The following is a 12,325-nucleotide window of genomic DNA, read 5'->3' as shown; positions in this document are numbered from 1 at the left end:
TGCAATAATGTCCTGATTTTGAAGATAGCAGGTCTGACGGTTGAACCGCAGCGTTTCGTTGAGTTTTAACGAATTAAATGTTGAGGATATGATCGCGGTTACAAAATTGCCCTGAAACAGGGCAACAGATGTTTCTTTGCACGCTGATGGAACGGCTTAGGCCCCTTGCCAGCGGGTGAACAGGTCCTGCGGAAGGGTAATATCAAACTGGTCAAGCACGCGGTTAACCGTTTGATTAATCACATCATCGAGCGTTTGCGGGCGATGATAGAACGCCGGGACAGGCGGCATAATCACTGCGCCAATTTCTGCCGCCTGGGTCATGAGGCGCAGATGCCCCAAATGCAGCGGCGTTTCGCGCACGCACAGCACCAGCGGGCGGCGTTCTTTCAACACCACATCTGCCGCACGGGTCAGCAGCCCATCGGTATAGCTGTGGACGATGCCGGAAAGCGTTTTAATGGAACACGGCAGGATAACCATTCCGGCGGTCTGAAAAGAGCCGGAAGAGATACTGGCGGCGATATCGCGCGTATCGTGAGTCACATTCGCCAGCGCCTGTACGTCACGCACGGTGAGGTCCGTTTCCAGCGCCAGCGTCTGCCGGGCAGCGGCACTCATCACCAGATGGGTTTCCACATCGGTAACGTCACGCAAAACCTGCAGCAGGCGCACGCCGTAAATTGCCCCGCTTGCGCCAGAAATACCAATGATGAGTCGTTTCATGTGTAATCGCCCTTACTTGCTCAGGGCCGACTTTGCAGGAAATTACGGTGAGTTGCAAGCAAGGGTGCAGGTTGCGCCCTTGCTTGCGAGCAAACATTAACCTTCGTTGTGCATCTCAAGGTTTTCCGCTTCGTTCTGACGCAAAATCGCTTTGGCGTCGTCATTACGCAGGGAGTCGAGGAAATCGAGATATTGCTGGTCGACGTCTTTGGTGACGTACACGCCGTTAAACACGGAACATTCAAACTGCTGAATATCCGGGTTCTCAGCACGGACGGCTTCAATCAGATCGTTCAGATCCTGGAAGATAAGACCATCTGCGCCAATTATCTGGCGAATCTCGTCCACTTCGCGACCATGAGCAATCAGCTCCGTCGCCGTAGGCATATCGATACCATAAACGTTCGGGAAGCGAATTTCCGGGGCAGCAGAGGCCAGATACACCTTCTTCGCTCCTGCCTCACGCGCCATCTCGATAATCTGTTCTGAGGTCGTACCGCGCACGATGGAGTCATCCACCAGCAACACGTTTTTATCACGGAATTCCGCACGGTTGGCGTTCAGTTTACGGCGCACGGATTTACGGCGCAGCTGCTGGCCTGGCATGATAAAGGTACGGCCCACGTAGCGGTTTTTCACAAAACCCTGACGGTACGGCTTACCGAGAATACGGGCAATTTCCAGCGCGATATCACAGGAGGTTTCCGGAATCGGGATCACCACGTCAATGTCCAGATCTTCCCATTCACGAGCAATTTTTTCGCCAAGCTTGGTACCCATGTTTACGCGGGCGCTGTAGACGGAAATCTTGTCGATAAAGGAGTCAGGACGTGCGAAGTAGACATATTCAAACAGGCACGGATTGCTGACCGGGTTATCGGCACACTGGCGGGTAAACAACTGACCTTTTTCGGTGATATAAACCGCTTCGCCAGGGGCAACGTCGCGCAGGAATTCAAAGCCCAGCGTATCCAGCGCTACGCTCTCGGAGGCCACCATGTATTCGGTACGACCATCGCCGATATCACGTTTACCCAGCACCAGCGGGCGGATGCCGTTCGGATCGCGGAAAGCAACCATACCATGGCCGATAATCATCGCCACGCAGGCATAGGCGCCGCGGATCTGGCGGTTGGTTGCGGCAATAGCAGCAAAAATATTGTCGGCTTCCAGCGGATAGTGGCGGAAATTATCCAGCTCGCTGGCGAAAATATTCAGCAGAATTTCAGAATCTGAAGTGGTATTGATGTGGCGGCGCTTTTCTTCAAACAGCTTTTTACGCAGCTCATGCGCGTTGGTCAGGTTGCCATTGTGGGCAAGCGTGATGCCATACGGTGAGTTGACGTAGAAAGGTTGGGCCTCAGAGGCGCTGGAGCTGCCGGCCGTTGGGTAACGCACATGACCAATGCCCATGTTGCCCTGCAAACGCTGCATGTGGCGCGCTTCAAAAATGTCGCTCACCATTCCGTTCGCTTTACGCAAGCGGAAGCAGTTGTTGGCATCAATGGTGATGATGCCAGCGGCATCCTGGCCACGATGCTGGAGCACCGTTAACGCGTCATAAATCGACTGGTTTACCGGCATAACACCGGCGATACCGACAATACCGCACATACGTCTTTTCCTCGTTCAGCAACAACCCAAAGTTTATACTTTGGGCAAGAAACTTGACGAGCTTTGCAGATAGTCAAAGAACCATCTGATGATGAAACTGAACTGCGGGATCAGCTGCGACTTACTCCAGTCTTCACTTTTCGACAGACCGGTAAATGTATCGAGAAAGAACAAGATGGCGGCGACGATCAGCGCCCCTCTCAGAGCTCCGAAGCAAATCCCCAACACCCTGTCGGTACCCGACAGGCCTGTTTTCTCTACCAGCTGGCCTATCACAAAGTTAACGATAGCGCCGACGATAAGTGTCGCGATGAACAGTATCGCGATAGCAATCCCATTTCGAACCAGTTCGTCTTCAAAGCCCGTAAACCAGACAGACAGGTAAGTGTAGTAATGGCTGGCGACAAAGAAAGCACAACCCCAAGTCACCAACGATAATGCTTCACGAACAAAGCCACGGATCAGGCTAACCAGACAGGAAAAACCAATCACCGCGATAATGGCGTAATCAATCCAGACCATATGTGTCCCACGATTTTACGCCCTGTCGTCCTGTTCGGGGCGCATTCTAACAGAAAAAGAAAACGTTTGCGTAGGGATTTCCTTTCCACGCGTAAATAAAAATGGCGCTGAAAAAATCTTCAACGCCATACCGTTTTATGCCTCTTCGGGCACTGCCGGATAGCGGTAAAAACACCGTATCCGGCCTGAATCAGAGCTGCGCCGTAAACAGCGCAATCCCTTAATTAGGGGTGTACCCCATCACGACGCCACTCAGACCAGAGATCTTCTGCAGCTCGCCCAGCGAGTTTTTCAGCTTATCTTTGGAGGCGTCCGGCCCCACGAGAATGCGGGTTATTTTACCCTGCACCGGCGTTGACGGAGAAGTATATACCCGGAAGCCCGCGCCACGAAGTTTACCCACGATCTCATTGACCTTATCCGCATTTTTCAGCGCACCGAGCTGTACAACGTACGCTTTGCCGGTCGGCGCTGGCGGTTCCTCAGCAGCCGGTTTAGGCGCTGGGGCTGGCGCAGGAGCAGGCGTCGGAGCGACGGCAACAGGCTGCGGCTTCGGTTTGGGTTTCGGCTGCTCTACGGGCGCTGGGACAGGATCTAACTCCGCGCTGTTTGCCGTCGTCAAACGTGAAGGATCCAACGATGGCGCGGCAGCATCTCCCGCACGCACCTCTTCTGCCGCCCCTTCCGGCGGCTGGGTCGGCAGCGCCTGCGTTGCCGCTGGCATCATATCTGGTTCATCGCGATCGCCGGGTTTCGGCACCAGAGGGATCGCCGCAAACTCATCCTGATAATGTTTTTTCTGCCCGTCAAGCAGCCCAGGGAGCACAATCACCCCCAGCGCGACCAGCACAATTGTGCCGACTAATCGATTCTGAAACTTACTCGCCACCGCTTCTCCCCACGTCTATTACTTCCATGACATGTGCGACAGTGTGAAACGATCCACACACCAACACGGTATCTTCTGGCTTCGCCTCAGCCAGTGCCGCAGACCATGCCTGCGCCACGCTATCGTAGGCGTCGCCTTTGCCCAGATGCTCCAGCAATTGTTCTGCCGTTGCGCCACGCGGCCCTTCCAGGGGCGCACAGTACCAGACGTCAACCACGCTTTTTAACCAGGCTAACGTACCGGCAATGTCTTTATCATGTAGCATACCGATAACCGCAAGTACACGCCCGCTTTTCACTAACTTTTTCAGACGTCCGGTCAGATATTCTGCCGCATGCGGGTTATGGGCAACATCGAAAATAACTCGCGGCGACTCGCTCACAATCTGGAAGCGTCCCGGCAAAATCGCGTGTTCGATGCCGTCACGAATGGCCTGCTCGCTAACGTTCAGCCCGCTTGCACGCAGCGCGGCCAGTGCGGTAGCAGCGTTAGGTTGTGGAACCTGCGGCAACGGCAGATGCGCCAACGTTCCGTGAGCGTCCGTAAATGACCAGTCGTTCTCGGTGACCGCATAGCGCCAGTCCACGCCGCAGCGTTGCAAAATTGCCCCGCACTCTTGCGCGACATCCGCGATGGTGTAAGGCATTTCAGGTTCGCCGACGATAGCCGGTTTCTCAGCGCGGAAAATGCCCGCTTTCTCACGACCAATGCTTTCACGATCCGGGCCCAGCCAGTCGGTATGATCAAGCGCAATACTGGTGATCACCGCCACATCAGCATCAACGATATTGGTGGCGTCAAGGCGCCCGCCCAGCCCCACTTCCAGAATAACGACATCCATCTGCGCCTGTTTAAACAGCCAGAGCGCCGATAACGTACCGTATTCAAAATAGGTCAGAGAAATGTCGCCACGCGCGTCTTCGATCTCAGCAAACGATGCGGTATGCGCTGACTCCGGCAGTTCACTCCCCTGCACGCGTACGCGCTCCGTGTAGCGCACCAGATGCGGTGAACTGTACACTCCGACTTTATAGCCTGCTGCGGCCAGCACCGATTCCAGCGTACGACATGTCGTGCCTTTTCCGTTGGTTCCTGCCACCGTAAACACAAATGGCGCGGGTTTCAACACACCCAGTTTGCGCGCCACCTGGCTTACACGTTCAAGGCCAAGATCGATGGTTTTACTGTGCAGGTTTTCCAGATAAGAAAGCCACGACGCCAGGGGCGACGCGGCTTGAGGAATACGTTTATTGTCCATGATGCCTGTAATTTTATGACGTAGAGAAAAGCAAAAGGGCAGAGCCAGTGGCCCTACCCTTATCAGCTATCAGGCCTCTGATTCCTGATCGGGTACCGGAGGCACCACCTCGCCTTCACGCGGCTCATCCGGATTCGGCGCAGGAAGATTCATCAGCTTCGCCAGGATGCTTGCCAGTTTCAGGCGCATTTCCGGACGGCGGACAATCATATCGATAGCGCCTTTTTCAATCAGGAACTCGCTGCGCTGGAATCCCGGCGGCAGTTTCTCACGTACGGTTTGCTCGATAACGCGCGGACCTGCAAAGCCGATCAGTGCTTTCGGCTCAGCAATGTTGAGATCGCCCAGCATCGCGAAGCTTGCAGAAACACCACCCATGGTAGGGTCAGTCAGTACGGAAATGTACGGTAAACCACGTTCCTGCATTTTCGCCAGTGCGGCAGAGGTTTTCGCCATCTGCATCAGAGACATCAGCGCTTCCTGCATTCGCGCCCCGCCAGAAGCGGAGAAGCAGATCAGCGGACAGTTATCTTCCAGCGCCTGTTCGACGGCACGGACAAAACGCGCGCCGACCACAGAGCCCATGGAGCCGCCCATAAACGCGAACTCGAATGCTGCAGCAACGACCGGCATACCATGCAGCGTGCCTTTCATCACCACCAGCGCATCTTTCTCGCCGGTTTCTTTTTGCGCAGAAGCCAGTCTGTCTTTGTATTTTTTGGAATCACGAAACTTCAGCACGTCTTTCGGCTCAAGCTCGCTACCCAGTTCCACGAGAGAACCTTCATCTAACAGGCTATGCAGGCGATTACGCGCCGACATGCGCATGTGATGGTCACACTTCGGACAGACCTCAAGATTACGTTCCAGCTCAGCACGGTATAAAACCTGACCGCAGCTATCACACTTGGTCCACACCCCTTCAGGAATGCTTGCCTTGCGGGTGGGAGTAATGTTGCTTTTAATTCGTTCAATCCAGCTCATTGGTGACCTTTCTGCCTGAACCCTAGTCAGCTTTGTTATAAGGGGCGCATAATGCCATTTTTGCCCCTAACAGACCATGAATGTTGCACATTAAAACATAACAGCCCGAAACTTTGGATAAAAAAGTGGTCGAACCGCTGAGTTACTTTCTATTTTGCAGCCCGTGACGCAGCACGCTTATGGCGAATTACTTCAATCACCCCCGGCAATACGGAAAGGACGATAATCGCCACAATCAATAATTTCAGGTTTTCCTGGACGATCGGCAGATCGCCGAACAGGTAGCCTGCGTAGGTGAACAACAATACCCACAGCAATGCACCTACGACGTTATACATCGCAAAGTGACGGTAGGACATATGTCCCATACCGGCAACAAACGGCGCAAATGTACGCACGATAGGCACGAAACGCGCCAGGATAATCGTCTTACCGCCATGACGCTCGTAGAACGCATGGGTTTTATCCAGGTAGCTGCGGCGGAAAATTTTGGAATTCGGATTACTGAAAAGTTTTTCCCCGAACAATCGGCCAATCGTGTAGTTCACTGCATCGCCCACAATCGCCGCCACAATCATCAGTGCCACCATCAGATGAACATTGAGATCATTGGTCGGCAGCGCAGAAAGCGCACCAGCAACAAACAGCAGTGAGTCCCCTGGCAGGAATGGTGTCACCACCAGCCCGGTTTCACAGAACAGGATCAGAAACAGAATGGCGTATACCCAGATACCGTATTCCGCAACCAGCTCCGCCAGGTGCACATCAATGTGCAGGATAAAATCGATAAGAAAGTAAATCAGGTCCATAGTTTTGCCTTTATACGACTCAAATTAGTCCGCCAGAAATAGCGGGCCCATAGGCGGTTTTGGCAGGTCGAACCGGTCCGGGTAATCTACTGCAACCAGATACAGTCCTTCCGCTTTCGCCGTTGCCGCTGCCAGCGTTCTGTCCTTTGCCGCTAACAGTTCTGCTATCCAGCTCTCCGGCTGGTTGTTGGCGCCAACTTCCATCAGGCTGCCGACAATATTCCTGACCATATGATGTACAAAGGCATTCGCTTTAATATCCACCACCACATATGCACCGAAACGTTCGACGTTAATGTGCATCACGTTACGCCACGGTGTGCGCGACTGGCACTGTACCGCCCGGAACGAGGTAAAATCATTTTCGCCAATCAGACACTGGGCTGCACGATGCATACGCTCAGCGTCCAGTGGTTCATAGTAATGGGTTACCCCTTTACCCAAAACCGCAGGGCGCAACCGATGATTGTAGATGATGTAGCGATAACGGCGAGCCGTGGCGCTAAATCGGGCATGAAAATCATCAGGTACAGCTTTCACCCAGCGCACGGCGATGTCACCAGGTAAATTCGCATTTACCCCCAGTGTCCAGGCCGCATCTTTACGCTGTGCCGTCGTTTCAAAGTGAACAACCTGCCCTGTGCCATGAACGCCCGCATCCGTGCGTCCCGCACAAAAGACATTAATGCGTTCATTCGCCACCTGAGAGAGCGCTTTTTCCAGTTTTTCCTGAACGCTACGCACTTCGTTCTGGCGCTGCCAGCCATAATATTTGCTGCCGTCATACTCAATGCCCAGCGCAATTTTATGGGTTGACGGCTGTTGCTGGTCAGACATTAGTACAGGTACTCCTGCACCAGTTTTTCCGCAATTTTCACCGCCATTAACGCGCCGCCAAAGCGCACGTTGTCTGCCACAGACCAGAACTGAACTTGCTCCGGCATACCGTAATCGTTATGCACGCAGCCAATAGAAAGGTGCGGCGTGCCCGATGCATCGCCAACCTGGGTCGGGAAGTCGGTCTCTTCCGACAACACCACGTCTTCACCGCGCGAAAACGCGTCGCGTGCTTCTTCCGCCGCCAACGGACGCAGAGCCTCAAAATTCACCATCTGCGCGTGGCCATAAAATACCGGGGACTGCACGATGCTGGCTGAGATGAGCAGACCATCATCCTGCATAATTTTTCGCACTTCATCGACGATACGACGCTCTTCACGCACGCTACCTTCACGATCGGGCAACAACGGCAGCATGTTGAATGCCAACTGACGGCCAAAGAAATCATCTTCGTCAATCGGGATGCCGTTAAGCAGTTTCGCACTCTGTCCGGCCAGCGCATCCACCGCTTTTTTACCGTGAGCGGAAGCCGAAATAATATTGGTCACCGTAATACGCGAAAGACCACCGTCATCGATCAGCGGTTTCAGCGCGGAAAGCAGCTGGCTGGTCAGGCTGTTTGGCACCGCGATAACATTACGATTGCGGTAATCCGCCAGTACAAATGGGTTAACGTCCGGGACGACCAGCGGAACGTCAGGCTCGAGCGCAAACAGACCACTGCTGTCAATAACCAGACAACCGGCATTGGTTGCTTCTTCAGCCCATGCCGCGGTGGCTTCAGTGCCCGCAACAAAAAATGCCAGCTGTGCCTGCGTCCAGTCAAAGTCTGCAACGTCCTGCACTATGACCGATTTACCGTTAAAACGCAGATGCTCACCGGCGCTTTCATTACGCGCCAGCGCATAGATTTCACCGACCGGGAACTGGCGTTCAGCCAGCGTATCGAGCAGGGCTTCGCCTACGGCGCCCGTTGCGCCCAGAATGGCAATATTCCAGCCTTCAGACATGGTGATTTACTCCAAGAAATACGTAAGCGTCCCTGTCGCATTATTCGACAGGGAGCATTAAGAAGACATTAATGTGCCGGATGATGAACGGCGTTAAAACCCAGCTTACACAGCAGGGCAGCAGCGGCTGCGTCGTCACACATCACATATAAAGACGACCATTCACGCCGCTCAAGATAATTCTTGCGCAGTTTATCAAATTCACCCGGAATTCCAGCGACTTTGCGCAGCGGCGCATCATCGCGGCGCACATCATACACTAAATGAACCAACCTTTTCAGCGTTGGCTGATCTAACGGGCCATGCAGGGTGATACGACCAAATTCCGGTGCGGGTAACAGGGTACTGAGCGCAACGTGCTGCTCGTGACCAATAAACTTACTATAGGCCTCAAAGACCTGCGTGGTGCCACGCGCTTTTCCTTCGAGGGTATACCCGGCAATGTGCGCCGTGCCGATATCGGCTTTCTCCAGCAACGCCACATTGAGATCCGGCTCTCCTTCCCAGACATCCAGCACAACGCTCAGCGGCTGCCCGGCGTTGAGTCGGTTCAGTAAGGCGGAATTATCCACGACAGGTCCGCGGCAGGCATTAATCAGAATGGTGCCCGGTTTCAGACGGCTAATCAGCGCCTCATCCGCCAGATGCAGCGTTTTGTAGGGTCCATCTTTGAACAGCGGCGTATGGAAAGTCAGCACATCAGCTTGCTCTACCAGTTCGTCCAGCGAGCGGAAATCGCCCTCGTCGCCCCGATCGGCACGCGGTGGATCGCACAGCAGCGTGCGGATCCCTAATGCTTCCAGGCGCGCCTGCAAACGCCCACCCACGTTGCCCACCCCCACAATGCCTACGGTGCGATCGCGTAACGCAAACCCATCACGCTCCGCCAGCATCAGCAACGCTGAAAAAACATATTCTACGACCGCTATCGCGTTACAACCGGGCGCGGCGGAAAAACCGATCCCCGCCTGCGCAAGCCAGGCGTCATCCACATGGTCTGTACCAGCGGTTGCCGTACCGACAAATTTAACCGGTTTTCCACTAAGCAGTGATTCATTTACTTTCGTCACCGAACGCACCATTAACGCATCCGCATCATCCAGTTCGGCAACGGGAATCGGACGACCAGGAACCGCTTTGACCTCCCCCAAACGACTGAACAGTTCGCGGGCATAGGGCATATTTTCATCAACGAGGATTTTCACGTCTTTCGCACCTGTTTGAGAACGAGAGTTAACCGGGCAAGTGTGCCATAATCTCGCCGCCAGGCATACTGCGAGACCTGGTCAGCACAGATTTAAGGAACAGAGATGATGCAGCCCATTTCAGGTACGCCCGCCCGCCCTCCCGGCGAAGGCCAAAATGCCCCTTCCGCTGCGGGTGAACAACCGTTATCCACACAACAACGTACCGTACTGGAACGACTGATTACCCGTTTGATTTCGCTTACCCAACAGCAAAGCGCTGAGGTGTGGGCTGGAATGAAGCACGATTTGGGCGTTAAAAACGATACACCGCTGCAGTCACGTCACTTCCCCGCAGCAGAACAAAACCTGAATCAGCGTCTGGGGGTTGCTCAGCAGAATCATGCTAACCGTCAGGTTCTGTCGCAGCTCACTGAATTACTGAGTCAGGGAAATAATCGCCAGGCGGTGAGTGATTTCATCCGTCAACAGTACGGGCAGACAGCGCTCAGCCAGCTCACGCCAGAGCAGTTGAAGAACGTGCTCACGCTATTGCAGCAAGGGCAGCTTTCAATTCCGCAGCCACAACAGCGGCCGGCAACCGATCGCCCTTTATTACCCGCCGAGCACAATACGCTGAACCAGTTGGTCACTAAGCTGGCGGCCGCCACGGGAGAGTCGGGGAAAATGATCTGGCAGTCAATGCTGGAGCTGTCTGGCGTAAAAAGCGGCGAGCTGATCCCCGCCAAACAATTTACGCATCTGGTGACATGGTTGCAGGCGCGCCAGACGCTCAGCCTGCAAAGCGCCCCGACGCTACAAACGCTCCAGGCGGCGCTAAAACTGCCATTAGAGCCGAATGAGCTGACGGCAATAAAAGAGTATGCACAGCAGACGTATCAGATCCAACCACAATCGATTCTGACCACGGTGCAGGTGCTGGACTTGCTCAATCAAATCTTCCTGCGCCGCGTGGAACGTGACCGGGAGCAGGAATTAAACGATCCGCGTCATCTTCAACCCATTTTCAGCCCGTTCGCACCAGTGATTGAAACGGTTAAATCTCTGTCGGCACGACCGGGACTGTTGTTTGTTGCATTGATGATTGCGTTAGCCATTTTCTGGCTGGTCGCTTAACCTTTACGCAGCGTAAGCAACGTTACAATAATCCCCACCACAGCGGATATCGCCCCGGCAAGGAACACTGAGGAATAACCGTACGCAGTGGCCAGCACCCCGGCGACCGGACCGCTTATGCCGTAGGAGATATCCTGAAACGCGGCGTAACCGCCCAGCGCCGTACCGCGAACCTGCGCGGGTACTCGCTTCACCACCTCGACGCCCAAGGCCGGGAAGATAAGCGAACACCCGGCCCCGGTTAATGCCGCTCCAAGCAGTGCAACCCAGGCCGATGGCGCCTGCCACAGCAAAATCAGACCCGCGGTTTCAACCAGCAACGAAACAACGGCAACCTTCACGCCGCCAAACCGGTCCGGCATCCAGCCAAACAGAATACGCATCAGCACAAACGCCCCGCCAAATGCGGTCAGGGTGAAACCCGCCATCGTCCAGCCGTTGCTGACAAAATAGAGCGAAATAAAGGTACCGATTACCGCAAAACCCACGCCCTGCAGCGCCAGGCCCAGACCCGGTTTCCAGATAAGCCCTACCACACTCCATAACGAAGGACGCTCTCCTGCATGTGCAGGCACTTTGCGCACGGTGCCATTGAATGCCCATGCCAGCAGCGGTAATACCATCGTGGTACCTGCCAGCGCCGCAAAGCCAAAGTGGCTGTGGATCAAAAGCCCCAGCGGCGCCCCCGCGGCCAGCGCGCCGTAAATCGCCATCCCGTTCCACGACATCACCTTGCCGGAACGCGTTGGCCCAACCAGCCCCAGCCCCCAGGTCAGCGTTCCGGTGAGCAACTGACTTTCGCCAAAACCGAGGATCAAACGACCGACGATTAGCAACGCAAATTTTACGGGAACAGAAACAGGTAATAGCGCGGCTAAAAGCCACGCCGCACCCGCCAGCCCACAGGCAAACATCCCCTGTAGCGCCGAGCGTTTGGCACCATATTGATCGGCTAACCGCCCGGCGTAGCCGCGTGTTAATACCGTCGCCAGAAACTGTACGCCGACGGCGATGCCGACCATGGTATTGCCATAGCCCAGCTCCTGGTGCACAAACAGAGGAATGACGGGCAAAGGTAAACCGACCGTCATATAGGTCAGGAAAACCGCAAAAGCGATGCGAAACAGCGAAACGTTCGCCGAAGGTGTTTTTTCTTGTTGGGTTACAGCTGTCATGCGTTACTCCAAAATGCAGAGTAAGGCGAGGAATGCCCACGCCCCCTCTACCTGACTATCAGGATTAAGGTGCGTTGGATAACGTTAAACGCTTACGCATTATCAAGAGGATAATGTTGAAGCTGGAGTCTGCCTGCGAGTGCCCCCGACTGTCAACTGTGAAAGCACAGGTGCGTA

Annotated in this window: 12 protein-coding genes; 1 reads left to right on the top strand and 11 read right to left on the bottom strand. The window is 54.5% G+C overall.

Annotation, left to right across the window (positions count from 1 at the left end):
- Window positions 1-156: 156 nt before the first annotated feature.
- The 10 genes from G8S19_RS06900 to pdxB form a co-directional block, all read right to left on the bottom strand.
- The gene (locus G8S19_RS06900; RefSeq protein ID WP_101742317.1) at window positions 157-726 is read right to left on the bottom strand and encodes a UbiX family flavin prenyltransferase; all 570 of its coding nucleotides are present in this window, start codon (window positions 724-726) and stop codon (window positions 157-159) included.
- Between the two features lie 96 nt (window positions 727-822).
- Entirely contained in the window at window positions 823-2,340 is a 1,518-nt protein-coding gene (gene purF / locus G8S19_RS06895) for an amidophosphoribosyltransferase (protein WP_005129677.1), read from the bottom strand.
- Window positions 2,341-2,373: 33 nt separating this feature from the next.
- On the bottom strand, window positions 2,374-2,862 hold the full coding sequence (gene cvpA / locus G8S19_RS06890) for a colicin V production protein (protein WP_005129678.1): 489 nt from the start codon (window positions 2,860-2,862) through the stop codon (window positions 2,374-2,376).
- 220 nt (window positions 2,863-3,082) lie between these two features.
- Window positions 3,083-3,751: a cell division protein DedD gene (gene dedD / locus G8S19_RS06885; RefSeq protein ID WP_061068227.1), complete on the bottom strand. Its 669-nt coding sequence runs from the start codon at window positions 3,749-3,751 to the stop codon at window positions 3,083-3,085.
- Window positions 3,741-5,009 carry a bifunctional tetrahydrofolate synthase/dihydrofolate synthase gene (gene folC / locus G8S19_RS06880; protein WP_124021812.1) on the bottom strand — a complete coding sequence of 423 codons (1,269 nt, stop codon included), beginning with the start codon at window positions 5,007-5,009 and terminating at the stop codon, window positions 3,741-3,743. Before folC ends, dedD begins: the two co-directional genes overlap by 11 nt.
- A gap of 69 nt (window positions 5,010-5,078) precedes the next feature.
- Window positions 5,079-5,993 carry an acetyl-CoA carboxylase, carboxyltransferase subunit beta gene (gene accD / locus G8S19_RS06875; RefSeq protein WP_115601722.1) on the bottom strand — a complete coding sequence of 305 codons (915 nt, stop codon included), beginning with the start codon at window positions 5,991-5,993 and terminating at the stop codon, window positions 5,079-5,081.
- Between the two features lie 149 nt (window positions 5,994-6,142).
- On the bottom strand, window positions 6,143-6,802 hold the full coding sequence (locus G8S19_RS06870) for a DedA family protein (protein ID WP_003028140.1): 660 nt from the start codon (window positions 6,800-6,802) through the stop codon (window positions 6,143-6,145).
- Window positions 6,803-6,826: 24 nt separating this feature from the next.
- Window positions 6,827-7,639: a tRNA pseudouridine(38-40) synthase TruA gene (gene truA, locus G8S19_RS06865; protein WP_003028142.1), complete on the bottom strand. Its 813-nt coding sequence runs from the start codon at window positions 7,637-7,639 to the stop codon at window positions 6,827-6,829.
- Window positions 7,639-8,652 (bottom strand): aspartate-semialdehyde dehydrogenase, encoded by a 1,014-nt coding sequence (locus G8S19_RS06860; protein ID WP_101742321.1) that lies wholly within the window; start codon window positions 8,650-8,652, stop codon window positions 7,639-7,641. Before G8S19_RS06860 ends, truA begins: the two co-directional genes overlap by 1 nt.
- Before the next feature lie 68 nt (window positions 8,653-8,720).
- On the bottom strand, window positions 8,721-9,857 hold the full coding sequence (gene pdxB / locus G8S19_RS06855; RefSeq protein ID WP_101742322.1) for a 4-phosphoerythronate dehydrogenase PdxB: 1,137 nt from the start codon (window positions 9,855-9,857) through the stop codon (window positions 8,721-8,723).
- A gap of 108 nt (window positions 9,858-9,965) precedes the next feature.
- Between pdxB and flk the strand changes: the two genes are divergently transcribed.
- Complete coding sequence (gene flk, locus G8S19_RS06850) at window positions 9,966-10,973, top strand: flagella biosynthesis regulator Flk (RefSeq protein WP_253686612.1); 1,008 nt, start codon at window positions 9,966-9,968, stop codon at window positions 10,971-10,973.
- On the opposite strand, the gene G8S19_RS06845 is transcribed toward flk, so the two are convergent.
- Entirely contained in the window at window positions 10,970-12,148 is a 1,179-nt protein-coding gene (locus G8S19_RS06845) for an MFS transporter (protein ID WP_253686366.1), read from the bottom strand. The genes flk and G8S19_RS06845 overlap by 4 nt on opposite strands.
- Between the last annotated feature and the right edge of the window lie 177 nt (window positions 12,149-12,325).

The sequence above is a fragment of the Citrobacter sp. SX206 genome (assembly GCF_024181025.1).
Lineage (GTDB): Bacteria > Pseudomonadota > Gammaproteobacteria > Enterobacterales > Enterobacteriaceae > Citrobacter > Citrobacter youngae.
Note: the sequence above shows the minus strand (reverse complement) of the source record. Positions and strands in the feature narration are given on the sequence as shown.

Bases quoted from the DNA above. Each gene is read 5' to 3' on its own strand.
- G8S19_RS06900 (WP_101742317.1), bottom strand. From the start codon at position 726: ATGAAACGACTCATCATTGGTATTTCTGGCGCAAGCGGGGCAATTTAC.
- purF (WP_005129677.1), bottom strand. From the start codon at position 2,340: ATGTGCGGTATTGTCGGTATCGCCGGTGTTATGCCGGTAAACCAGTCG.
- cvpA (WP_005129678.1), bottom strand. From the start codon at position 2,862: ATGGTCTGGATTGATTACGCCATTATCGCGGTGATTGGTTTTTCCTGT.
- folC (WP_124021812.1), bottom strand. From the start codon at position 5,009: ATGGACAATAAACGTATTCCTCAAGCCGCGTCGCCCCTGGCGTCGTGG.
- accD (WP_115601722.1), bottom strand. From the start codon at position 5,993: ATGAGCTGGATTGAACGAATTAAAAGCAACATTACTCCCACCCGCAAG.
- G8S19_RS06870 (WP_003028140.1), bottom strand. From the start codon at position 6,802: ATGGACCTGATTTACTTTCTTATCGATTTTATCCTGCACATTGATGTG.
- truA (WP_003028142.1), bottom strand. From the start codon at position 7,639: ATGTCTGACCAGCAACAGCCGTCAACCCATAAAATTGCGCTGGGCATT.
- G8S19_RS06860 (WP_101742321.1), bottom strand. From the start codon at position 8,652: ATGTCTGAAGGCTGGAATATTGCCATTCTGGGCGCAACGGGCGCCGTA.
- flk (WP_253686612.1), top strand. From the start codon at position 9,966: ATGCAGCCCATTTCAGGTACGCCCGCCCGCCCTCCCGGCGAAGGCCAA.
- G8S19_RS06845 (WP_253686366.1), bottom strand. From the start codon at position 12,148: ATGACAGCTGTAACCCAACAAGAAAAAACACCTTCGGCGAACGTTTCG.